This is a genomic window from Orenia sp. (assembly GCF_055140805.1).
The window spans coordinates 1-21,855 of sequence record NZ_JBSQYM010000042.1; the positions used below are offsets into that span (position 1 = coordinate 1).

Annotated in this window: 22 protein-coding genes; 20 read left to right on the plus strand and 2 right to left on the minus strand. The window is 31.8% G+C overall.

Annotated features, from left to right (window positions below):
* Window positions 1–327 precede the first annotated feature (327 nt).
* Window positions 328–579 (plus strand): hypothetical protein, encoded by a 252-nt coding sequence (locus ACTCDL_RS06015; RefSeq protein WP_463175015.1) that lies wholly within the window; start codon window positions 328–330, stop codon window positions 577–579.
* A 285-nt stretch (window positions 580–864) separates the two neighbouring features.
* Complete coding sequence (locus tag ACTCDL_RS06020; protein ID WP_463175016.1) at window positions 865–1,404, plus strand: tryptophan transporter; 540 nt, start codon at window positions 865–867, stop codon at window positions 1,402–1,404.
* 186 nt (window positions 1,405–1,590) lie between these two features.
* On the opposite strand, the gene ACTCDL_RS06025 is transcribed toward ACTCDL_RS06020, so the two are convergent.
* Window positions 1,591–2,295, minus strand: a complete 705-nt coding sequence (locus tag ACTCDL_RS06025; protein ID WP_463175017.1) for a hypothetical protein — start codon at window positions 2,293–2,295, stop codon at window positions 1,591–1,593.
* A 523-nt stretch (window positions 2,296–2,818) separates the two neighbouring features.
* Here ACTCDL_RS06025 and ACTCDL_RS06030 point away from each other — a divergent pair.
* The 5 genes from ACTCDL_RS06030 (at window position 2,819) to ACTCDL_RS06050 (ending at window position 8,037) form a co-directional block, all read left to right on the plus strand.
* Window positions 2,819–3,091 carry a late competence development ComFB family protein gene (locus tag ACTCDL_RS06030; protein WP_463175018.1) on the plus strand — a complete coding sequence of 91 codons (273 nt, stop codon included), beginning with the start codon at window positions 2,819–2,821 and terminating at the stop codon, window positions 3,089–3,091.
* 472 nt (window positions 3,092–3,563) lie between these two features.
* On the plus strand, window positions 3,564–4,274 hold the full coding sequence (locus ACTCDL_RS06035) for a YetF domain-containing protein (protein ID WP_463175020.1): 711 nt from the start codon (window positions 3,564–3,566) through the stop codon (window positions 4,272–4,274).
* Between the two features lie 51 nt (window positions 4,275–4,325).
* On the plus strand, window positions 4,326–5,036 hold the full coding sequence (locus tag ACTCDL_RS06040; RefSeq protein WP_463175021.1) for a YetF domain-containing protein: 711 nt from the start codon (window positions 4,326–4,328) through the stop codon (window positions 5,034–5,036).
* 633 nt (window positions 5,037–5,669) lie between these two features.
* Entirely contained in the window at window positions 5,670–7,445 is a 1,776-nt protein-coding gene (locus ACTCDL_RS06045) for a sensor domain-containing diguanylate cyclase (RefSeq protein WP_463175022.1), read from the plus strand.
* Between the two features lie 202 nt (window positions 7,446–7,647).
* Window positions 7,648–8,037, plus strand: coding sequence for a hypothetical protein (locus ACTCDL_RS06050; protein WP_463175024.1), 390 nt, complete (start codon window positions 7,648–7,650; stop codon window positions 8,035–8,037).
* Window positions 8,038–8,340: 303 nt separating this feature from the next.
* Here ACTCDL_RS06050 and hcp read toward each other — a convergent pair whose 3' ends face one another.
* On the minus strand, window positions 8,341–9,690 hold the full coding sequence (gene hcp, locus ACTCDL_RS06055; RefSeq protein WP_463175025.1) for a hydroxylamine reductase: 1,350 nt from the start codon (window positions 9,688–9,690) through the stop codon (window positions 8,341–8,343).
* Between the two features lie 470 nt (window positions 9,691–10,160).
* On the opposite strand from hcp, the gene ACTCDL_RS06060 reads away from it, so the two are divergent.
* From ACTCDL_RS06060 to ACTCDL_RS06120, 13 genes are all read left to right on the plus strand, one after another.
* Window positions 10,161–11,225, plus strand: coding sequence for a hypothetical protein (locus ACTCDL_RS06060; RefSeq protein ID WP_463175028.1), 1,065 nt, complete (start codon window positions 10,161–10,163; stop codon window positions 11,223–11,225).
* Window positions 11,215–11,808 carry a hypothetical protein gene (locus ACTCDL_RS06065; RefSeq protein WP_463175030.1) on the plus strand — a complete coding sequence of 198 codons (594 nt, stop codon included), beginning with the start codon at window positions 11,215–11,217 and terminating at the stop codon, window positions 11,806–11,808. Before ACTCDL_RS06060 ends, ACTCDL_RS06065 begins: the two co-directional genes overlap by 11 nt.
* Entirely contained in the window at window positions 11,808–13,304 is a 1,497-nt protein-coding gene (locus ACTCDL_RS06070) for a GspE/PulE family protein (RefSeq protein WP_463175035.1), read from the plus strand. Before ACTCDL_RS06065 ends, ACTCDL_RS06070 begins: the two co-directional genes overlap by 1 nt.
* Window positions 13,305–13,316: 12 nt before the next feature.
* Window positions 13,317–14,525, plus strand: coding sequence for a type II secretion system F family protein (locus ACTCDL_RS06075; protein ID WP_463175039.1), 1,209 nt, complete (start codon window positions 13,317–13,319; stop codon window positions 14,523–14,525).
* A 13-nt stretch (window positions 14,526–14,538) separates the two neighbouring features.
* Window positions 14,539–14,976, plus strand: a complete 438-nt coding sequence (gene gspG, locus ACTCDL_RS06080) for a type II secretion system major pseudopilin GspG (protein ID WP_463175041.1) — start codon at window positions 14,539–14,541, stop codon at window positions 14,974–14,976.
* On the plus strand, window positions 14,960–15,388 hold the full coding sequence (locus tag ACTCDL_RS06085) for a prepilin-type N-terminal cleavage/methylation domain-containing protein (RefSeq protein WP_463175044.1): 429 nt from the start codon (window positions 14,960–14,962) through the stop codon (window positions 15,386–15,388). The genes gspG and ACTCDL_RS06085 overlap by 17 nt, the downstream gene beginning before the upstream one ends.
* Entirely contained in the window at window positions 15,388–15,741 is a 354-nt protein-coding gene (locus ACTCDL_RS06090; protein ID WP_463175045.1) for a type II secretion system protein, read from the plus strand. Before ACTCDL_RS06085 ends, ACTCDL_RS06090 begins: the two co-directional genes overlap by 1 nt.
* Window positions 15,742–15,747: 6 nt before the next feature.
* Window positions 15,748–16,305: a PulJ/GspJ family protein gene (locus tag ACTCDL_RS06095; RefSeq protein WP_463175048.1), complete on the plus strand. Its 558-nt coding sequence runs from the start codon at window positions 15,748–15,750 to the stop codon at window positions 16,303–16,305.
* Between the two features lie 13 nt (window positions 16,306–16,318).
* Window positions 16,319–17,650, plus strand: a complete 1,332-nt coding sequence (locus ACTCDL_RS06100; RefSeq protein ID WP_463175049.1) for a PilN domain-containing protein — start codon at window positions 16,319–16,321, stop codon at window positions 17,648–17,650.
* Complete coding sequence (locus tag ACTCDL_RS06105) at window positions 17,637–18,218, plus strand: GspMb/PilO family protein (RefSeq protein WP_463175052.1); 582 nt, start codon at window positions 17,637–17,639, stop codon at window positions 18,216–18,218. The genes ACTCDL_RS06100 and ACTCDL_RS06105 overlap by 14 nt, the downstream gene beginning before the upstream one ends.
* Window positions 18,202–19,719, plus strand: a complete 1,518-nt coding sequence (locus tag ACTCDL_RS06110) for a secretin and TonB N-terminal domain-containing protein (protein WP_463175053.1) — start codon at window positions 18,202–18,204, stop codon at window positions 19,717–19,719. Before ACTCDL_RS06105 ends, ACTCDL_RS06110 begins: the two co-directional genes overlap by 17 nt.
* 439 nt (window positions 19,720–20,158) lie before the next feature.
* On the plus strand, window positions 20,159–21,256 hold the full coding sequence (locus ACTCDL_RS06115; RefSeq protein ID WP_463175055.1) for a PRK06851 family protein: 1,098 nt from the start codon (window positions 20,159–20,161) through the stop codon (window positions 21,254–21,256).
* A 308-nt stretch (window positions 21,257–21,564) separates the two neighbouring features.
* Window positions 21,565–21,744, plus strand: a complete 180-nt coding sequence (locus tag ACTCDL_RS06120; protein ID WP_463175056.1) for a hypothetical protein — start codon at window positions 21,565–21,567, stop codon at window positions 21,742–21,744.
* Window positions 21,745–21,855: the final 111 nt, after the last annotated feature.

Consider the following 21,855-nt stretch of genomic DNA (forward strand, 5'->3'; position numbering starts at 1 on the left):
ATGTGTATAAGAGACAGGTTTGGTAGCGCACCTGGTTTGGGACCAGGGGGTCGCAGGTTCAAATCCTGCTGCTCCGACCATTTTATCTTTAAATCTCTATATATAGAGATTTTTTTATTTTTTGTTCTTTTTTTAGTATTTGGTATATAATTTTTGTTATTAATTATACTATTCTTTCTAATAATTAAAACAAAAAATAAAGGAATTTAAATAAATTACAAAGAATTATATTATATTCCTATTATTGGTACGCGAGTTTTCTTATATTCAATAAAGTATTCGAATATATATAGCAATAGGTTTATTTAATTTTGAGGAGGTGGAGATGTGGAGTATTATATTTATGCAACTGACCATGCTATTGAAAGGTATCAACAGCGTCAAAAAGCAATTAGTCGCCAAAAGGCTATTCATAATATAGTAGAAGGTGTAAAAAGAAGCCGACTGATTGGCTTTGCTAAAGGAAAGAGGGAGATAAGAGAGCATCGAGGTGTGATTTTTGTTTGTGAATTAGAAGGTGAGACAATGAATGTAATAACAATTTTAAATAGTAAAGCTGAATTAAGGTTTATTGGATAAAATTGGATGATGGATTTTTGAAATGAAATTATTAATAATTTTGTTAGAATTCTATTTTAAGAATTGATATTAATCTAAGATATTTAATATATATTGTATACACAAAAAATTACCAAATAATTATATAAATAAATTTATTAAAGGAGCTATGATTATGATAAAAGGAAAAAGATATATATGCTTTAAATGTTAGGATCAATAATTAATTATTGATTTGATACAAATAATTAGTTATAATATTAGTAAGTTAGATGAGAAGAGAATTTTTAAGAGGAGATGAGCAGAGTGAAGCTGAGAAGAGTTATTGAGTCAAGTTTATTGTTGGCAGGGGGCTTTGTTTTACATCAAATTATGCCTCCTTTGGTAGCAGGTATGAAGCCAGACATGAGTTTATTAATGTTATTTATAATTGTATTACTATATCAAGATAAGAAATTAACAATATTATCTGGTATAGTAACTGGGATTGTTTCTGCATTAAGTACAACTTTTCCAGGTGGTCAAGTGGCTAATATGGTTGATAAACCTATTACTGCTATAGCTGTATTAGGTTTGGTGGTGTTAGGAAATCACTTCAATTTACCTAGAAGGTTTAGTTTGGCAATTATTGGTGCTTTGGGTACTATCATAAGTGGTAGTTTATTTTTGGGTACTGCTTCTTTAATAGTTGCTTTGCCAGAATCATTTTTTGTTTTCTTTATCTCTGTAGTAGTGCCTGCTGCATTATTGAATACTTCTTTTTTGTATATGCTATATCCTATTATAGCTAAAATTAAAGGTTTATTACCTAAAATTGAATTTGATTCTGGAAAAGAGATAGTTTAAGGGATTATTTTAGGCTACTGATAATAAAATTATCAGTAGCCTTTTGTATTTTTAACAGAAAACATTAATTCAAATTTTTATTAACCATTTTTACTCATTGTTAAGCATTATTATATAATCTTAATAGAATTTCATTAAGCCTTTATGATTATATTGTAAATTTATTTTGAATTAAAGTCATATAACTTAAAAATTAGTCTCTAATCCTAAGAAGATAGCAGACTGATTATTATTGAAACTCTTCTTCAAATCACTCTCTTTAAAATCAAAACTAGCTGTTTCTACAGTATTGGAAGTAATATCTTCTGGTAGATATTTAGTAAAGCTATAACCGACTCTAGCAGTTAAATTATTGGCTAACTTAAGTTTGATTCCCATTTTTGCCCCATACTTTTTAGTGCTATCAGAGATTTTATTATCATTTTCATTATTCTTGATTCTTCCATTTAAGCTCACTTTAGGGTTGTAAGTAAGTTCTCCAAACCCAGATAAGTTCTCATCTAAAGCTACTTCTCCAGCTCCTGTTAAACTGATACTATGTTCTTTAGAAGATACATTCATATCTGGAAAATAATTAGATGACAATTGAGTAGATCCATAGTTATAGCCAGTTCCTATTTGAATAGATAGTTTTTCACTAGAGAATATTTCATTTAATACTACTAGATTAACTTTATTTACATTTAGATTAAGGCTATATTGGTCAATTAGACTGAAAGTATAATCGCTTTTAAGAGACCAGTTATCTTTGAACTTTAACTCTCCTCCTAATGATTTATAAGATGTATCAGATTCTAAAATCTCAAATGAAAGTGAGTTTTCAGCATAACTTGTTAGTTGAAAAGTTGCTAGAATCACTAGTATAATTAAGGTTATGATTTTCTTCTTCATATATTTCTCCTTTCTTTTTTTATCCTACCTTATTAACTTCTAAGCTTAATGCTATAATCCTTTTGTTACTTATAAGTAAAGATATTAATATTTACACTTTTTAATAATTATTTTAAATCTATTTTACTTAGGAGGTTAAAATTATTAGTTTTAAAAAGATAATTATATATATATGTCCAACTTTAAAGTGAAACTTAATAGGGGTATTCCGACCCTTTTAGGAATCAGGAGTCAGCAACCAGTTATCAGTAGAATAGACTGATTCCAGATTCCAGATTGCTAAAAGTGTTACATTACCTTTCTATTGTTTCATTCTAGAGTTGTTTATCTATATTATTGGTCAATAATATATAAGGAAATCGTTTTTGGGCAAATATAATATAAAAAGGAGTTTCTATATATGATATAGAATTACTAATAAGTCGAGAGTTTTATAAGTTCTACTTAAATTTACTTTGAAATAAATATTATAATAAGTGAGAAATTAATATAATTAAATGCTAAGAAGGGAGATGGAAATAAGTTGGCTACTGGAAATCTAATGGAGACAGAGGTTAAAAGTATGGTTGAAGAGGTATTAAAGGAGAAGGAAGGTATCTGTAACTGTGAGCAGTGTAAGGATGATATAACTGCATTAGCCCTTAATAATATAAAGCCTAGATATGCAGGAAGTGACAATGGAAGGGTAGTACTGGATAGTGTAGATCTATCAAGTACACAGACTAAGATGGATATATATAGAGTAGTTCTTGAGGCTTGTGAGGAAGTAAAGAAGACCCCTCATCATAATCGTTAATTATAAGTGCATAGCTTGATACATTATAAAAAAAGTGACAATAGATTGTCACTTTTTAATTCATTTACCAAAAAAGAAGTGAGGAAATCTCCTGTTGAAAATAATAATAGAATTGCTCAATTATTTAAGATGACTTGCCAACCTATATAGATAAAACACGAAAGAGAATTTAAATATACCTATCATGAAATTAAAATCAAAACCTTTTTGACACAGATTAAAATCTGATTAAGTTCTGATTTAAAATCTTAATAATCTTTTATCTTAATCCCTTTTTATCACCCCAAGAGTACTTCCTCAGTCAACAGAGACCGTTTCCCTCAGAGCGCTGTATTAATCTGTGTCTAATATTCTTTTGACCTTAAGTTGTTTATAATATGAAATCTTTATCGATTTCTCTATATAATAAAAATAAAAAACTCAATTTAAGATAATACTAAGAAAAAACAAACAAAGGAGACCCATTATAAAGATGAATCCTTACATAGATATATTAATTAGAACCTTGTTGGTCTTTCTATTGTTGGTCATTCTAGCTAGGATAATTGGGAGAAAGTTGTTGTCGCAATTATCTGTTTTTGAATTTGTAACAACCATTACTATTGGTAGTGCCACAGGTACTTATGTTGTTGAAAAATCAAAGGGTAATGTGATGTTACTAAGTCCAGTTATTTTAACAGCTTGTGCTGTAGTTCTGGGTTATGTGACCCTAAAGAGTTTAAGATTTAGAAAATTAGTTGTAGGAGAACCAGTGGTTGTTATTCAAAATGGAGAGATATTAGAGAAGAATATGTTGAAGGCGAGATATAGCTTAGATGATTTAGAGAGACAACTAAGAGGCAAAGGAGCTTTTAAATTAAACGAGGTTGAATTTGCTGTCTTAGAATCTGATGGCACTTTGAGTGTGCAAAAGAAGAGTTCCTATGTACCTATAACCCCTAAAGATTTAAATTTATCTACTAGCTATAAAGGTTTAGCTACAGAGATTATCAAAGATGGTCAAGTTTTGGAACAAAATCTTATTCAGAACAATTTAGATTTTAATTGGTTATATAATCAACTAAAAGAGAATGGCGTAGTAAATATTTCTGATGTAATGCTTGCCCATCTAAATACAGATGGGACACTTTATTTAGATTTAAAGAAGCAGAAGCCTACTTATACTCAGCAGGTCGAGGATTGAAATAATAGTGATTTACTAGTAGCTATTTATCATTTTAAGGGGAGTTTATAGATGTTAGAGTACTTAGAGGCTATTTGGCGAACATTGGTTGTTTTTGTGATTTTAGCAATTTTAACAAGATTGATTGGTAGAAAACTACTATCTCAGATAACTTTTTTTGAGTTTGTAACAGGAATAAGTATTGGGACTATTACTGGTGCTTATATTGTAAATGAAATCAGGGGAAATTTGGTTTTAATCAGTCCAGTTGTTTTAGCTATATTAACTGTTATTTTAAGTTATAGTACCTTAAAAAGCTTGAAGATAAGAAAGATAGTTGAGGGTGAACCTGTTATAGTTATACAGAATGGTAAGATTTTAGAGAAGAATATGTTAAAGTTGAGATACAATTTAGATCAATTGGAGATACAGTTAAGAGATAAAGGAATCTTTGATCTCAGTGAGGTAGAGTTTGCCATATTAGAGCCTACAGGTAGGTTGAGTGTATTAAAGAAGACACCTTTTTTACCTGTAACTCCTAAAGATTTAAATCTTTCTACAACTTATAAAGGCTTGGCTACAGAGATTATCAAAGATGGTGATATCTTAGAACAAAATCTTAAACAGAATAATTTAGATTTTGCTTGGTTATATAATCATTTAAGAAGGATGAAAGTTAATGATGTTTCTAAAGTAATGTTAGCTCTTTTGAATACAGATGGTAGTTTATATGTTGATTTAAAGGGGGAAGAGCCTAAATATACTCAAAAGGTGGAAGATTGAGGAGAGCCTTGTATATTTAAGTAGATATAATTTTGATATTATTTAAGTTTTGTGATACTAAAAATAGTTATCGAATTTTAATGTGCTTTTTATAAATAATTCCTTTTTTTGAAGGAATTTATCTTTTGATGTAGAATTAAAGAATGATTTCCTTTTATTACATAGGTAGTCTATCTGCTTACTTTTAATATCTGTATTTTATAATATGGATATCCAAGTCTAAAGTGTAATTTAATGGATATATATAGCGATACTTTTCACTTTGGTGGTTGGGAGTTAGAGGGTTAGGTAGTTAGGCAGTTCCTAACCCTCTACCCACCTATCTACCTAAAAACCAAAGTATCACACTATCTTTCTATTGTTTCATTCTAAAGTTGGATGACTATATTAGGTCTAAAATTTAGAAAGTAGGTGATTAATTTAGAAAAGTTTAAGTTGATTGTAATTGATAGTAGATAGTATTGCAAATTTTCGATTCTTTTAGATATATCAAAGAGTAATTTATTATTTTGGAATATCAGCATCTTTAATTTGTTTTAGGTAAAATTAATTATATCTTACAACGATTCAGTAAAGGGTTTTATATAAACTTTTAACTAATTTTGCTTTGATATAAAGGAGATGAGCTTTACTGTGGCAAAAATAGCAGATTTTTTTCGATTTAGAGGCCTTTATGCTAAATTAGTTGTTATATCATTGGTATTAATTATAACAGTTATTTTAACTCTAGGTCTCTTTTCCTATCTCAACTTTAAAGAGACACTATTGGATATGGCAAAAAGGGATTTAATGCTAATGTCAAGGCAGACTACCTCTGAAATTGCATGGCACATCAGTCAATCATTAGTGGGAGAGAATTTGGAAAAGTTAAATTCTAAGGATATATTCTCTAGAAATATGGAGAATATCAAGAGAATAATTTGGAATGCACGCTGGCAAGGGTTGGAATCTATAAGCTTTGCTGGTAATGTGTATTTATTAGATTCAGAGGGAAAGATGTTATTTAATAATCAAGATTTAGATAAGGATATTGACACAGAGAATAATTATAAGTTATCAACTTATGAATTTAGAGATAATTATGGATATGAAAAGTTTTTTAAAGAGATTTCAAATAATAATGAAGATAGACAACTAAAGAATGATTATTATAGATTATCTAATCTAGATTCAATCAAGATAAAGTCTAATGGCTATGTTACTTATATAAGAAATGGAGAAGAGTATATAGCAGCATATAGCAAATTAGATTTATTGAATTGGGTGTTAATTGTTGATGGGAAGCAAGATGATATTTTAAACCCTGCAAGTGATGTAGGTGAGATTATATTCTTCTTTGGTTTTGCAACAGTAATAGTTGTGACTTTAATTATATCTCTAATTGCTAAATATATAACTAGTTCAATCAATAGTGCCGTTGATTTTGCTAATGAGATTGCTAGTGGAAATTTATCTGTTACTCCTTTACAGGTGAGTTCCAAAGATGAAATTGGAAACTTAGTAGAACATTTAAATGATATGCGTAGTAATTTAGAACTTACCGTTACTAATATGAAAAACTTATTGGATAATGCAGGGCAAGGTTTTTTGTCTATTTCCAATAATTGTTATATTGATAAAGAGTATAGTTTAGAGTGTAGAAAGATATTTGGGTTTGATATAGGAGGTAAGAAGATTACTGATATTCTCTTTTCAAAGCAAGAAGAAAGACTATATTACAAGAAGGTACTCAAAAATCTATTTAGGCTAGCTACCAATAATAGATTAGAGGAAGGTCAAGAATTGATTGATTTATTGCCTAAAGAGATGGAGATAAATAATAATCATGTAGAATTTGATTATAAGCTAGTAAAAAATAAAGATAGCTTTAAACTTATGGTTATTTTAACTGATATAACTGAAAAGAAAGAGATTCAAGAAAAGGCCATTACAGATGGTCTGACAGGTTTATATAACCAGACTTACTTTAAAAATTTATTGAGTAAAGGAATAGATCAGACTGGTCCAGTTAGAAGTAAGTTATCTTTATTAATGATTGATATAGATAATTTTAAAAGCTTTAATGATACTTATGGTCACCAGGTAGGTGATGAGGTGTTAAGGAGTTTGGCTAAAATATTAAAGGAAAAGTTAAGAGGAAATGGTATAGTTGCTCGCTATGGTGGTGAAGAGTTTGCTATAGTTTTACCAAAAGTAGGTAGAGAGAATATCATTAAAATAGGACAGAGGATCAATCAATTGGTGCGTAATATGGTTGTAAACTATGACAATTTAGTTTTAAAGGTAACAGTTAGTATTGGAGCAACTGTTTATACTACTGGACAAAGTTCTAAAGAACTTATTAGTAAGGCTGATCAAGCATTATATCAGGCTAAGGTTGAAGGTAAAGATAGAACCTGTTTATTATAGGAAGGATTGAAATTGATTATTTAGCAAGAAGAGATAAGAGTAAATTTTATGTAGTGTAAATAATATTATTTTAAGATCTCAGTTATTTATCTGATTGAGATCTTTTTATTTGCTAAAGACTTAATCTAGTTTCAAATAAATTTTAACAATATCTTCTCTCTTTAAATATAATAACTCTATAACTAGATAAAGAGGTGGTATGATGTCTAATGATGGGATTGATATTTTTAAGATGATAGAGGATAGTCAGTCTGTTATCAATGGAGTTAATCGTTTATTAAACACAATTAAACATTCCGAAGATCAAAGTAGAAGTTCAATTACTACTCCAACTGTTAAGGAAGGTAGAATACTATCAATTAAAGTTGTAGAAGGAGGGTTAAAAAGGTTCGATTTTGAGATTCCTCTAGAACTTTTAAGACTGAGCAAGAGATTTATCTCTAAAGAAGAGATTAAGCGCTTAAAGAGGGATTATAATATAGATATTGATAAAATTATAAATAAAGCCAGTGCAAGTATATTAAGAACTAACAAGATTGTTGATATCTATAATGAAGAGACTGGATTAAAGGTAGAAATATTAGTTATATAGTAAAGCTTTTACATATCATATGGGATTATAATTATAAATCTAAAATTAAGTCTATCCTTATATATAGAAAAAGCGACACTTCGTGTCAATTTACATTTTACAATTGACAATGTACAATTAAAAGATTCAATTTTTCAAAAACATTAGTAATTTATAATTTAGTGGTCTTAATTGTAAATTGTAGACTGTACATTGTAAATTAATAAGTGTCGTAATATACCCATAAAGTCCTAATTTAAATTTATATACCTATCTAAAATAAAAAAGTCATCATAGCTTATATAAGCTATGATGACTTTTTTATTATCCTAACATTTTCTTTAAGTCTGCTTCAACATCACCGATAGTCTGTAAGTTGAAGGTATCTTGTAATACTTTAACTACATTTTCACTCATAAATTCTGGTACACTTGGTCCAACATAGATATCTTGGATTCCTAAGTTGAATAATCCTAATAAAATTGCCACAGCTTTTTGCTCAAACCAAGATAATACAATACTCAATGGAAGATCATTTACTTCACAATCAAAGGCTTCAGCTAGTGCAAGAGCAATCTTAACTGCAGAACCAGAGTTGTTACATTGACCTAAATCGATATATCTAGGGATATCTGTTCCTGGCACATTTCCATAATCTACATCATTAAATCTAAACTTACCACAAGAAGTAGTGATTAAGACACAGTCTTTTGGTAATGAAGTTGCTAAATCTCGATAGTAGTCTCTACCTTTAGTTGGAGCATCACAACCAGCAATTACGAAGAATCTTTGGATTTTTCCTGCCTTAACAGCCTCAATAATCTCAGGTGCAATACCTAATACAGTCTGATGATGGAAACCAGTTGTTAATGTTTCATTACTTTCAATATTAGCTACAGGTAAAGATAATGCTTTCTCAATAAGTGGACTAAAGTCATCATTTTCAATCTTCTTAGCCCCTTCTAGGCCAGCAGTTCCATAAGTGAAGAATCTATCTCCATAACTTCCTCTTATAGGCATTAGACAGTTAGTTGTTCCCAAGATAGCACCAGGGAATTCAGCAAAAAGTTTACGTTGGTCATACCATGCTTTACCCACATTACCTTTTAGGTGGTCATATTTATTCAATGCTGGGTAACCATGAGCTGGTAACATTTCGGAGTGAGTATAGATATTAATACCTTTACCTTCAGTTTGTTTTAATAATTCTTCTAAAGCATATAAGTTATGTCCTGTTACAACAATAGAGTGCCCTTCTACTTTGTTTTGGCTGACTTGTACTGGAGCAGGAACTCCCAGTTTATCAGTATGTGCTTGATCTAATAAGTCCATTACCCTAGTAGTAGCTTCTCCTACCTTTAGAGCCATGCCAATATGCTCTTCTAAGTTGAAGTTAGAGTTGGTTAAGGTAGTATATAAAGCCTCGTGAGTGATATTATTAACCTCATCATCAGTATAACCAAGCTCTCTAGCATGAGTAGCATAAGCAGCTACCCCTTTTAATCCAAAAATTATGATATCTTGTAAGCTAGCAATATCAGGGTTTTTGCCACATACTCCAACTTTGGTACATCCGCCTGTAGGTGTCTGCTCACATTGATAACAGAACATATCACAAGTCATTTTCTCAACCTTCTTTTCATTCTTATCATTTCCTTTAAAAAGTCCAAACATTTTATATTTCCTCCTTATATTTAATAAAAATTATTCGTCTTATTCATCTTTTGCTATATAAATCATATCCTACTAATCTTATCGATTCTGTGAGGTAAGTCACTTAGACTTAAATCTTTTGCTTTATTGGTGGGTAGTGATAGAAAAAAGTGATATGATTTAGAGATAGTGCGACACTTTGTGTCGAGTGTGAGCTATGAGTGTGAGTGTGTGTAAAATATCTTTTTATTGGGGTTTACTCACATTCACACACCCACTCATGCTAATTTTAAAAGTGTCTCAATATATCCATTAATAGCCACTATTTTATATCTGAATTTAATTAGTAACAAGGATTAAAATTGATTTCAGATGATAATCAGCTAATTTATCTAAGTTGGAGGAAATCTACTTATAATCTAGAAATATATATATTACTAGATTATATATTGTAATATTTCAATTTATTATGATTTAGGGAGAGAAGATCTGTGGATGATGAAAAGGGCTATGCCCTAATAATCGTATTGTGGACTATAGTTATAGTAGGGATTCTTTTTGCTAATTTAGCAGATGAGACCTATTTAAATAATCTGTTAACAAGAAATGATCTAAAGAAGAGAGAAGTAAGAGATGCATCGGTCTCAGGATTAATGTATGGAATAGATACTTTAAAAACAGAGATTGATTATAATGATCTGGAAGGAATGACAGTTAAGGAACTAGAATTTGAATTTGGGGATGATATAGATTGCCAAGTTAAGATAGAAGAGGTGGGAAGTAGATTAAATCTCAATTATGATCCTTATTGGTTACTATCTAGTTTAAAATGGTGGAGTAAAGATTTAAGAAAAGAGATAAAAGAGAATGAGTTATTTCCTAATTTATCTTTTGCTAGGGAGATTATAGAGGAGAAACATGATAAAGATTACAAAAAATTCAGTTTTGATGTAGCCTCTAAAGAGGTTATGACCTATGGTAAGTTTAATATTAATTATTCACGGTTAGACTCCTTAAAAAAGCTATTAGAATTGAGAGATGTTGATGAAAACCAAATAAATATAATCATGTATGAAGTTAATAGGATCCGTAGAGAGAAGAAGTTGATAGATGAAATTGATGATATTCCTGATTTAATTAATGGTTTAGATAAAAGTAGCTTTGATAAGATAAAATCATATTTAAGTACAGATGGTAGGATAAATATTAACCTAGTTCCTAAAGAGCTCTTAGAGGTTTTGATAGAAAGAATCTTACTAAGTGTAGATGGCGATCCTAAATTAGCTAGCCGTTATAGTAGTTTAATCGTTAATTATCGTGATGATTACCGGATTGAAGACTTCAAGAAATTACAGACTCGTTTAAATATTTTTCAAGGTGAAGGCTTTAATTTACTTAATGTTTATTTCAGTACCTATTCCAAATATTTTTCTATTAAGGTAAAGAGTTTATCTAAGAATCTTAAAATTAAAAAAGATTTAAATGTTATTGTAGAGAGATTAAAGGTAGGTAGAGGTACTTATAAGATTAAAATAATTAACTGGTTTGAAAGTTAAAAATATATCTATGGGAGGAGCTATGTTCTTTAAATCTATTGAAGCTTTAAAGAGGGTTAAGATTCTATTGCTGTTACTGTTAGTTATAAGTTCTATTCATCTGATTTTTTTAGTAAAGGAGCTTGTAGGTGTATGGGGGACTAAAGAGATAGATCCTATCTTGGCAGTGGTTCCTGTATTTAAGAAGAGATTAGATAACTTATCACCACTAGAATATGAATATAAGTTTAGGTATAGGGATAGAGATTGGCAGAGTAAGATAAAGGAGAGAATCTTCTTTGTGCCTCAGAAGGTCAATGCTCATCCACCTACTAAAAGACCAGTCCATATGTCAAAACCTCAAGAGGATTTTAAGAAGAAAGACCAGACTATCCCTTTTACACTAATAGCAGTATCTCTTTCTGATAAGGAGGAAGACAATATGGCTATTTTATCCAATAGGTTTTCATCATATACCCACATTGTAAAAGAAGGTAGGGTAATAGATGATTATGAAGTTCTATCTATCAAAGAGTCAACGGTAATTTTAAAATATAAAGGAGAAGAGATTACCTTAGCTTTATCCAAAGGAGGAAACAGTTGATGATTGCTGATTTAGATATTAATTTATTAAGGGTCTTTCCTCAGCAATTTTTGAAGAAGCATCGATTAATACCAGTTAGAAGAGAAGATGATAAAATATTATTTATCAGTGATCAACACCCACCCTTACCAGCATTGGACAATTTGGAGGTCTATTCTAATAATTTGATCAAATATGAGGTTAAGCCAACAGAATTAGTCGATAATCTTGTTGAAGAGTATTTAGGAATTTCAGCAGATACTGTAGAAGGAATGTTAAATAATATAGACTTTATACAGTTAGATGATTATTCTAGTGTAGATTTAGATACAGAGGTGGAGGATATAGAGGATTTGGCTCAAGAGGCTCCTATTATTAGACTGGTGAATATTATTATCAACTCTGGTTTTAAAAGAGGGGCTAGTGATATTCATATTGAGCCTTTTGAAGATGAGATCAAGGTTAGATATAGGGTTGATGGTGTTTTAAGTGAAGCAGAATCACCACCAAGAAAATTATTACCAGCAATTATAACTAGAATTAAAATCATGTCAAATCTAGATATTGCTGAGAAGCGTCTAGCTCAAGATGGTAGGATTAGAATCAGAACCTCTAATCGGGAGATTGATATCCGTGTTTCGATTACACCAACTCTCTATGGGGAGAGTGCTGTATTACGTTTATTGGATATGTCTGCTGTTTTGTTAGATCTTGAGAATATTGGTTTTGGACCTAAGTTATTAGAGGATTATTTGGGATTGATTAACCAACCAAATGGAATTATTCTGGTAACAGGCCCTACAGGAAGTGGAAAGACGACTACATTATATGCGACCTTAAATTATTTGAAGTCGGCTGAAACGAAGATAATTACCATTGAGGATCCTATTGAGTATCAATTGAATGGGATTAATCAGATCCAGGTTAAGCCAGAGATTGATTTTACTTTTGCCCAAGGATTAAGGTCTATCTTACGCCAAGATCCTGACGTAATTATGATAGGAGAGATTCGTGATATAGAGACAGCCAAGATAGCAATTGAGGCAGCCCAAACAGGACATTTGGTATTTGCTACACTACATACTAATGATGCCCTTGGAACTGTCAATCGTTTACTTGATATGGGGATTGAAGATTATCTGTTAGCTTCAACCTTAAAGGGGGTAATAGCCCAACGATTGGTTAGAGTCTTATGTCCTTACTGTAAAGAAAAGTATCTGCCAGAAAAGAAGTTATTAAAGGCTATAGGAAAGAAATTGACTGATGGACAAAGGCTATATAAAGCAGTTGGCTGTGATGAATGTAATCATACTGGTTATAAAGGAAGAACAGGATTTTATGAATTATTGATGATAGATGAGAAGATTGAGGCTATGATATCTCAAGGTAAGAGGATAGATGAAATCAAGCAGGTAGCAAGAGAAGAGGGAATGGAAATTATGTTAGAGAATGGTTGGCATAAAGTTAAAGGAGGAATTTCTACTATAGATGAGTTGGTCAGAGTGACTAGAAGTTAGGGAGGATTTTAAATGGTCAAATTTAGCTATAAAGCTATCAATGACAAAGGGCAAGAGGTTAAAGGCAAGATGGAAGCCCTTGATACTGACGATGCTAAAAAGAGGTTGACTAAGCAGAGATTACATGTCTTTGAATTAGATCAGATTGATAAAGAGTCAAGTTCAGCCACCTTCTCCTTTGCTCTAGCAAGAAAGAATGAAAATAGAATACTCTTTACTCGACAATTGTCCAACCTTTTGGGAGCAGGTGTGCAGCTTGGAGAATCATTACAGGTAATTATTAAGTTATTAAAGCCTGGAGCTTTTAGAAATATAGTAGTAGAGATATATGAGGGTTTAAAAGGTGGAAATGGCTTTGCTGAGTCTTTGGCTCAATACCCTAATTATTTCTCGAAAGGATATATAAGTATGGTTAAGGCAGGTGAAGAAGGAGGATTTCTTGATCTAACTTGCCAACGTTTGGCCAAAAACTTGGAGGATAATCATCGTTTTAAGACTTTTATAACTACAAGTATGATTTATCCAATGGTCTTACTGGTGGTATCAATAATGGCAGTTATTGTGATGTTGACCTTTGTTCTTCCTAAATTTTTATCTATTTATGAAAATTATAGGCAAGGACTCCCTTTGTCTACTGAGATATTATTAAAGGTTAGTAATTTTTTATCAACTTATTGGTTGATTGTATTTATTGTTCCCCTACTAAGTATTTTAGTTATCCGCTCTTATTATAAGACTGAAGAGGGGAGGAGCAAAATTGATGAACTATTATTAAACCTGCCCTTTGTGGGGGAGTTTCTAATTAAAGTAGAAGTTGCTAGAATCAGTAGAACTCTAGGAACTATGTTAGATAGTGGAGTTAATTTATTGAAGGCTCTAGATATCAGCCTCCAAGTGACTTCTAATAGTATCTTACAAAAGAATTTACAAGTAGCTAGGGAGAAGGTGCAAAAAGGAGGAGTTTTATCAGAGAACCTAGAGAATAATAGCTATTTCCCACAGATAGCAGTTCACATGATAGGTATTGGAGAGAGGACAGGAAAACTCTCTGCTATGTTATTACAATTAGCTGATAACTTTGAAGAAGAGTCAAAATCCAGTTTAGAGAAGATGATGAAGGTCTTTGAGCCCTTAGTAATCCTAGTTATGGGTACTGTAATTGGGCTGATTGTAATTTCTATGTTATTGCCAATGCTTAATATCAATTCAATATCTTTTTAGAGGAGGATTTTAGATGAGTAGATTTATAAAAAGAGAGTCAGGATTTACTTTGATTGAAGTTCTAATAGTAGTTGTAATTTTAGGATTTTTAGCATCTACTGTTGGTCCAGAGTTATTTGGAAAGGTTTCACAGGCCAAGCAGACAACAGCTCAGAACCAATTAGATGTCTTTAAATTAGCTTTAGACAGTTATCGTTTAGATAATGGTAGATATCCAAGTAGTGAACAGGGATTAGAGGCTTTAATTAAAGAGCCTATCACTTCTCCTGTTCCAAAAAACTGGAATGGACCTTATTTAGATGAGAAACAACTCCCTTTAGATCCTTGGGGAAATTCTTATCATTATAAAAACCCAGGTGATCATAATCAGCATAAATATGATTTGTGGAGTTATGGCTTAGATAATCAAGAAGGAGGAACTAAGGAGTCTACTGATGTTACTAACTGGTAAAGAAGGCTTTACATTAATAGAGGTCTTAGTTGTAGTTATCCTAATAGGAATTATTTTAAGTGTAGCTATACCTTCTTTTGGGAGCTTACTTGACAGTGTAGAGTTAAGGAGTACATCACGTAAGGTAATAGAAATCTTAACTGAACTTAGAGTCAAAGCCATCAGTGAATACTCTACAGAGTCTGTGGAGCTAGCTAATGATAAATTGTTTTATCAAGATAAAGCAGGGGAGCTGATAGAATTTAATAAAGGTATTAAATTGATTAGAAAAGTAAAGGAAGATAAAAAGATTTCTTTCTTTGCAGATGGTAGTAGTTCTGGTGGAGAGTTTGTTGTTGTGACTGCTAATAATCAAGAGTTTAGAGTCAAGGTAAACCCAATAACTGGACTTGCTTTTTTGGAGGGAGATTAATGGATAGAGGATTTACATTAATTGAAGTCTTAATCGCGATGGTTATTTTAGGAATCAGCCTCTCTATCTTCGTTCATGGTTTTATGGGTGTCAATGATGGAATTGAACGTCGTAGAGATTATACTTATATTGCTAGCTGGTCTGAAAGTAAGCTTAATGAGATTGTATCTGGGAGTGAGTTAGCTACCCATGGTGATTTTTTATATAAAGACAACCTGTGTTCTTGGAGTTTGGAAGAGAATTATATTGATCAAGGAGTTAGAGATTTAAAGTTGATTGTCAGGTGGTCAGGTGGTCAGGGAGAGTATAGTTATTCTATAAGTAGGGTTACCCTTAATGATGATTGGGAGTAGATAAATATGAAAGATGAAGGATTTACCTTAATCGAAATCTTAATTGCGGTAACGATTGCAGGGATTATTATGACCGTTACCTTTACTTTTTTTCAACAAAGTTTTTCTACTTGGGAGAGGGCAGGTGCGGATAGTGATTGGGAACAGAATTTAAGGGTATTAGAGAGTGATTTACAAAGGAATCTAAATAATATCTTTCTTTCTCCACTTTATCAGGATAATCTATTTAGAGGTAAGCAACAGAGTTTAGAATTTTTGATTTGGGAGGATGAACAATTAAAGAAGGTAAGTTATTCTTTTGATCTTTATCAGGGATCTTTTAAAAGAGAGACAAGTTCTGCAGATGGAGAAAAGTTTAAAGATTTATTCTTCTTTAATAATTTAGAGATTAGAAAAGTTAACTTCTACTTTTATGATTCTAAAGATGAGTATTGGAGAAGTAACTGGTCCTATGAAGAGAGGGAAGAACTACCTACTGCTATAAAGGTTGAGATTACATTAAATAAGATAGAGTTGCCACCTATAGTCATAGCTCTTTATCTAGGGCGTGAATATGAAGGATAGCGAGGTTTTAGATATGACAAAGAAAGACTCAAATAGTTTGATTAAGCAGATATATTCATCGGTCAATAATCATTTAAAGGGATATTGGAGTAAAGGGAGAGGATTAGAGACCTATCTAGAGATTGGTGATAATTATTTGAAGTTGCTTCAGCTAAAGGATAGAGAGCTTGTCTATAAGCAATCCCATCTAGAGCCTAGACAAAAAATATCCTCTTATTTGGCTGACCTTAAACATTATCCTCAAGATCTGGTCTTAGTTATTCCTGCTAGTAAGCTGTTTATGGAAGTATTAGAGTTACCTAGTGTCTCCCATGAGAAGTTGAGAAGTGTCTTAAAGTTTAAATTTTTAGATAAGCTACCTAGTGAGGAAGAAGAGCTATATTTCTCTTATCATATTATTGAGAAGTTAGACAAAGAAGTTGTAGTTTTAGCTTTTGCTGTACTTAAGGAGTTTCTTGACCCTATCTATTATTCTTGCCATCAAGAAGGGATTAATATTAGGAATATAATTCCAGGTAGTTTGATCTATCATGTTTATCATCAAAAGGAGTTAAAGTACTATCAGGGAGTTCTTTATGTTGACAAGGGGATTGATTACTATAACTTTATTTTTTCTAGTCAGAATGATTATTATATTAGAGCTAGTAGAAGCCTTAATTTAAAAGAGGAACTTGCTAAAAGCAAAGCTTATTTACAGACAAGATATCAGTTATCAGAAGCTCCTGTGGTGGTAGTTAATGGTACTAAATTTAATAATCCTTTAGACTTAAATGGAGGAGATTATAGGGTAAATGATGAGATTTGGACTTATGGAAGTGAGGTTATAAAAGAGATTAAAGGTAATTGCCTGATGCAATACTTTTATGATAAGAAAAAAGAATATATCATAATTAATTCTATTATTGTAGTAATGATTCTTCTGGTTAATCTACTATCCTTTGGGGCAGGTTGGAAGTTGGATATTGATAAGTTAGCTACTTTAGATACTAAGATATCAGAGCTCTCGCCAGTAGTTAGACAGATTGATCAGATTAAAGGAGAGTACTCTCAGGTTAACCAAAAGATAAGTGACTTAGAAGCTAATATAAATTCAACCTATAGTTATTTACCTTGGTTAGAAGAATTAAGTCAGGTTTTACCTGAGGGGACCAAAGTAGATCAAATCCATTTTAAGGATTATCAATTAAACCTTTTAGCAGGAACAGCTCCATCAGCTATTAGCGTCATGAACAGCTTAGAAGAGTCTGGATATTTTAAAAATTTAGAGTTCATCGGTAACATTATTAGTGAGCAGAATAGAGAACGCTTTAAGATTGTAGGTGAGCTAGTAAATGAAGTTGAATAAGAGGGAAAAACGGCTATTATTGTTTGCACTAGCGATTATGATTACTGTCTCTTCAGCAAAGTGGATTATACTTCCAGCTATTAGATATAAAAGAACCTTTGCGAGTAATTATCTGAGAAAAGAGAATCAATGGAAGAAGAGTCCTATGCTCTTAAAGAACGGTCAAAAATATCAACAGAAATTAAGAGAAGAGCTAGGCAGATTAGAAGAACTAAAATCCTTCACTTTTTCAGGGGAAGCGCTTCAGGTTCAATTAGATTTATTAGAGATTGTAGATAGATATTTAAAAGAAAGTGGCCTACAAATCACTGATAAGAAGATTGAAGTAGAGGAGGATGAGACTGATAACCTTAGGGTTATTTATTATATTTTATCATTGAATGGTAAAATGAAGGAATTAGTAAATTTTATGGAATCTTTAAATAATGCTAATAAATTCTTGATAGTCGATAAGTTGATTATTCGAAAAGGTCAAGCTAGTAGCTATAATGGTTTGAAGGTTAATCTAAGAATTAAGGCTATTAATATAATAAATGAGGAGACTGATAGTGATGGGGAAGAGAACTAATAAAGGGGTTTTGATTATACTTCTAATCTGTCTATTTACTTTTGTGTTCTCTCTATATAGTTATGCAGAGACTAATTTGGTCAGCTTAAGTGTAAGAAATGCTAACATAGAGGATGTACTAGTGATGTTAACAGAACAGAGCGGAATAAATTTGGTTCCTGATAAAGAATTAAAAGGCAAGGTTACCCTTAATTTAAAGAAGGTTAAGGTTCAAGAAGCTCTAGAGGCTTTGACTAAAGCATATGATTATCAGTTTAAAAAGATGACTAATAATACTTATTTAGTCAGCCAATTTGATAATAAAAGATTAAATATTTGGGTTATAGATGGTAAGGTTACTATGGAGGCTAAGGATGCTAATTTAGGTGATATTTTGACAAGTATCTCCCAAATCAGTAAAGTTAATATGGTCTTATTTGGTCCTATTAGAGAGCAGATAAATTTAAAGTTAGATGATATACCTATAGAAGATGCCATCAATCTGATTTTGGCAGGAGGGCGCTATACCTATATCAAAAAAGGTGATGTCTACTTGGTTGGTGAGAAGAATGTCAATAGCCCCTCCTCTTCAGTCTTGACAGGTAGTGAACTAATTCCTCTAGAATATTTACAGGCAGAGAAAGTTGTTAAAACTCTACCTAGTAATATACCAGCTGCCAATGTTAAGGTGATAAAGGAGCAGAATGCAATTATGGTTACTGGAACTCAAGGTGAGATTGAACGAGTCAAAGAGTATGTGACAAAGATAGATCAGAAGATTCCTCAAATCGTTGTTGATGCTCTGATTATAGATATCTCCCATCAAAAAGGTGACAGCTCATCATTAAGTTTAAGCTCTCAATTAGAAGATGGAGAGGATAGTATCACCCTTTTTGATAATGATTTAGGTAAATTAAGTTATAAATCAATTATTAACTTCTCTGATAACTTCAGATTAAATCTCCAATCCCTAATCTCTAATGGTAAAGCTACGATTAGGGCAAATCCTAATATTACAACTTTAAATGGACAAGAGGCGACAATTGAGGTTTCTGATGTAACCTATTATGAGGTTATCAATACAGATGAAGATGGAAATGAGGAGATGAAGTATCAGAGTATTGATGCTGGGATTACCTTAGAGGTGACACCTTGGGTCAGTAATTCAGGATCGATTACTCTAGAATTAAAGCCTAGTATCAGTAATATGAAGGCTCAATACCAGAGTCGTCCTCCTGATATTGGGCGTAGAGAGATTAGTACAACTGTTAGGGTCAAGGATGGACAGACTATTGTGCTTGGTGGATTGCTACAGGATAATGGTTCTAAAACCGTTAATAAAGTTCCTATTTTAGGGGATATACCTCTGTTAGGAAGGCTATTTCGTTCCAAGAGTGATGACTCTTCTAAAACTGAGTTGGTTATGTATATTACCCCTCATATTTTAAAAAACAGTGAAAGCAAAGATGCTCATAAGAGTATGAATGATATGATTAAGAGGGCTGACGAAGTAGTTGACTAAATAAGAGTGATATAGATAAACAGTTTTAGAATGAAACAGTAGAAAGATAGTGTGACACTTTTTACTTGGGTAGTTAGTAGCTAGGTAGTTAGGTTTAATCCACCCACCAAACCACCTATCCACCTAATAGCGACAATTTTAGAAATCAGGAGTCAGGAACCAGTTATCAGTAAAACAGACTGATTCCATATTCCCGATTCCTGACACGAAAGTGTACCATTATCTCTATATAGCATTATGGCTAAATTTTATTCTAGATTCACGAATTATGCTTGGGTAGCTATAAAAGGCTAAGTTCTTAAAAAAGGGCTTAGCTTTTTTTAGTTGATAAGCTCTGCTCTAAATTCCCTTTTTATACCTAAAATTTATCATATTTCTAGCCATAAAGTCAGCTTTTCTGACATATATATTATATGGAAGTGACAAAGGAGGGAAATTTATGGCTAAAGGAAAGGTTAAAAATTACTATCCTGGTGGTAATACAAGTAAGGGGTTTTATTCTTTTTATGAGTATCTGCCTTATAACTGTGAAAGGTTATTTGTAATCAAGGGTGGACCTGGTACAGGAAAGTCTACCTTTATGAAAAGAATAGGGAATGATATGCTAGAGCGAGGCTATGATGTTGAATTTCATTGGTGTTCTTCAGATAATGACTCTTTAGATGGGATTGTAATTCCTAAGTTGAGTGTAGCTTTATTAGATGGAACAGCACCCCATATAGTAGATCCTAAATATCCTGGGGCTGTTGATGAAATTATAAATTTAGGTCGTTATTGGGATAGAGATATATTAGAAGAGAATAAAAAGCAGATAGTCTTTTTAAGTCAGAGTATCAGTAACTCCTTTAATAGAGCTTATGCTTATTTGGCTGAGGCTAAGTTGATTCATGATGAATGGGAAGAGTACTATCTAGAAGGAATGGACTTCCAAAAAGCTAACCGAAGAACCCAGAAGTTGATTGATGATATCTTAGCTGGAATTAAGCTGGCAGAAGAATTTGGGGCAGAACGGCACCTCTTTGGTAGTGCTTTTACTCCTAAGGGAGCTGTAGATTATTTTGATAATATAACTGAAGATATAGAGGTTCGTTATATTATCAAAGGCAGACCTGGTACTGGTAAATCTACCTTGATGAAGAAGGTAGCTCAGGCTGTTAGAGAGAGAGGTTTTGCAGTGAATTATTTTCACTGTTCCTTTGATCCAGCTAGTATAGATATGATTGTAGTTCCTAAGTTGAGTGTAGCCTTAATTGATGGAACTGCTCCCCATGTAGTTGATCCTATTAGAACAGGAGATCAATTAATTGATATGTTAGAATGTGTTGCACTAGAGGTTATTGAAAAGAATGCTATGAAGATTGCTAGAGTTGAAGAGCGTTATAGTATAGTTATGAATAATGCCCATGAGGCAATTAAGCAAGCTAAGATGTTACATGATAAATTAGAAGAGCCTTATATTGAAGCGATGGACTTTGATACTATAGAAGAGAGAAGAGTTGCTGTGATAGAAGAAATATTATCTTGGGCTAAAGAATAAGAGATTTAGTTATTAAAATAATACTATTTAAAGATTATTGGGAATAGTATTAGATGTAAGGATGTATTTTTCTAACTTTTAATTAGTCACGGGACTAAAGAGAGATATTACGACACTGTGTGTCGAGTGTGAGCTATGAGTGTGAGTGTGTGTAACACTTCTTTTTATTGGCCACCCACCCACACTCACACATCCACTCACGCTAATTTTAAAAGTGTCGTAATATCTTCATTATGTAACACTTTATTATTAGTTGTATCGTATTAACTACTAGTTATTCATAAAGATTTAAAAGGGGGCATAGTATGATGGATAAAGATAACAATGAAGTGTTTAATAGGTTTGTTAAAGATAAAAAAGAGATTGAAATGGCAGACTTTTTATCAAGCGAGGATATAATAGATGATTATTTACTGTTTTCTGATATTATTAATGGTGAAGAGCGAGAAAAATCTAAAGAAAAATCAAATAATAAACTCCACTATTAATAGTGGAGTTTATTATAGATATCCAAGTCTAAAGTGTAATAAAAGACTAAAGATCAAAAGCTAAAGATTAGCAACGAATTAACACGAATTAAAGATTAAAAGATTAATTAA

What these genes read in the sequence shown, in the direction of transcription:
- ACTCDL_RS06025 (WP_463175017.1), bottom strand. Translation starts at nt 2,295, where the DNA reads ATGAAGAAGAAAATCATAACCTTAATTATACTAGTGATTCTAGCAACT.
- ACTCDL_RS06035 (WP_463175020.1), top strand. Translation starts at nt 3,564, where the DNA reads ATGAATCCTTACATAGATATATTAATTAGAACCTTGTTGGTCTTTCTA.
- ACTCDL_RS06040 (WP_463175021.1), top strand. Translation starts at nt 4,326, where the DNA reads ATGTTAGAGTACTTAGAGGCTATTTGGCGAACATTGGTTGTTTTTGTG.
- ACTCDL_RS06050 (WP_463175024.1), top strand. Translation starts at nt 7,648, where the DNA reads ATGTCTAATGATGGGATTGATATTTTTAAGATGATAGAGGATAGTCAG.
- hcp (WP_463175025.1), bottom strand. Translation starts at nt 9,690, where the DNA reads ATGTTTGGACTTTTTAAAGGAAATGATAAGAATGAAAAGAAGGTTGAG.
- ACTCDL_RS06070 (WP_463175035.1), top strand. Translation starts at nt 11,808, where the DNA reads ATGATTGCTGATTTAGATATTAATTTATTAAGGGTCTTTCCTCAGCAA.
- ACTCDL_RS06075 (WP_463175039.1), top strand. Translation starts at nt 13,317, where the DNA reads ATGGTCAAATTTAGCTATAAAGCTATCAATGACAAAGGGCAAGAGGTT.
- gspG (WP_463175041.1), top strand. Translation starts at nt 14,539, where the DNA reads ATGAGTAGATTTATAAAAAGAGAGTCAGGATTTACTTTGATTGAAGTT.
- ACTCDL_RS06085 (WP_463175044.1), top strand. Translation starts at nt 14,960, where the DNA reads ATGTTACTAACTGGTAAAGAAGGCTTTACATTAATAGAGGTCTTAGTT.
- ACTCDL_RS06090 (WP_463175045.1), top strand. Translation starts at nt 15,388, where the DNA reads ATGGATAGAGGATTTACATTAATTGAAGTCTTAATCGCGATGGTTATT.
- ACTCDL_RS06095 (WP_463175048.1), top strand. Translation starts at nt 15,748, where the DNA reads ATGAAAGATGAAGGATTTACCTTAATCGAAATCTTAATTGCGGTAACG.
- ACTCDL_RS06100 (WP_463175049.1), top strand. Translation starts at nt 16,319, where the DNA reads ATGACAAAGAAAGACTCAAATAGTTTGATTAAGCAGATATATTCATCG.
- ACTCDL_RS06105 (WP_463175052.1), top strand. Translation starts at nt 17,637, where the DNA reads ATGAAGTTGAATAAGAGGGAAAAACGGCTATTATTGTTTGCACTAGCG.
- ACTCDL_RS06110 (WP_463175053.1), top strand. Translation starts at nt 18,202, where the DNA reads ATGGGGAAGAGAACTAATAAAGGGGTTTTGATTATACTTCTAATCTGT.
- ACTCDL_RS06115 (WP_463175055.1), top strand. Translation starts at nt 20,159, where the DNA reads ATGGCTAAAGGAAAGGTTAAAAATTACTATCCTGGTGGTAATACAAGT.
- ACTCDL_RS06120 (WP_463175056.1), top strand. Translation starts at nt 21,565, where the DNA reads ATGGATAAAGATAACAATGAAGTGTTTAATAGGTTTGTTAAAGATAAA.